The sequence below is a fragment of the Pseudomonas sp. S3(2024) genome (genome assembly GCF_036861315.1).
GTDB classification, from domain to species: Bacteria; Pseudomonadota; Gammaproteobacteria; order Pseudomonadales; family Pseudomonadaceae; genus Aquipseudomonas; species Aquipseudomonas putida_A.
Genome location: NZ_JAZAQQ010000031.1, coordinates 1 through 515, shown reverse-complemented (window position 1 = coordinate 515; position 515 = coordinate 1). Strand labels below are relative to the sequence as shown.

1 pseudogene is annotated in these 515 nt (G+C 63.9%); it reads right to left on the bottom strand.

Annotated elements, in window-relative coordinates:
- Positions 1 to 515, bottom strand: a pseudogene (locus VLA07_RS27080) (type IV secretion protein Rhs); the annotation flags it as partial.

The window sequence follows — 515 nt, the reverse complement described above, 5'->3', positions numbered from 1 at the left end:
CGCAGGGTGCCCCAGCCCTGATGCTCGGTGATCAGCCGGTCCTGCCGGTCATATTCAAAGGCCAGCGGATGTTGCTGGCCGTCATCAACCCCGGTCAAACGGCCCAGTCGGTCGTAGGTGTAAGCCACCTCAACCCCGTCAGGCAGGGTCTTGAGCAGCAAGCGCCCGGCCGCATCACGCGCGTAAGTGGTGACCAGCGTCGAGCCGTCATCACCGAACTCGGTCTTCTCCAGCAGGTGCCCGTTGCGGTCGTAGGCGTAGGCGGTGCGCCGGCCGTCGAAGCCGGTTTCCTGTCGGATCAATCCAGTGGGCGTGTAGTCCAGGCGGTACTTTTCCCCGGACTCGTTCTCGATTTCCGTGAGCAGCAGTTGCGCATGGTCGTAGCGGTACTGCACCCGCGTGCCGTCGGGATTGATCTTGCGCGAGACGAGGTGCAGGTCGTCGTCATACTCGTAGCGGGTGATGTGCCCGAGTTCGTCGCGCTCGGCAGTGATCTGGCCGTAGGCGCCGTAGCT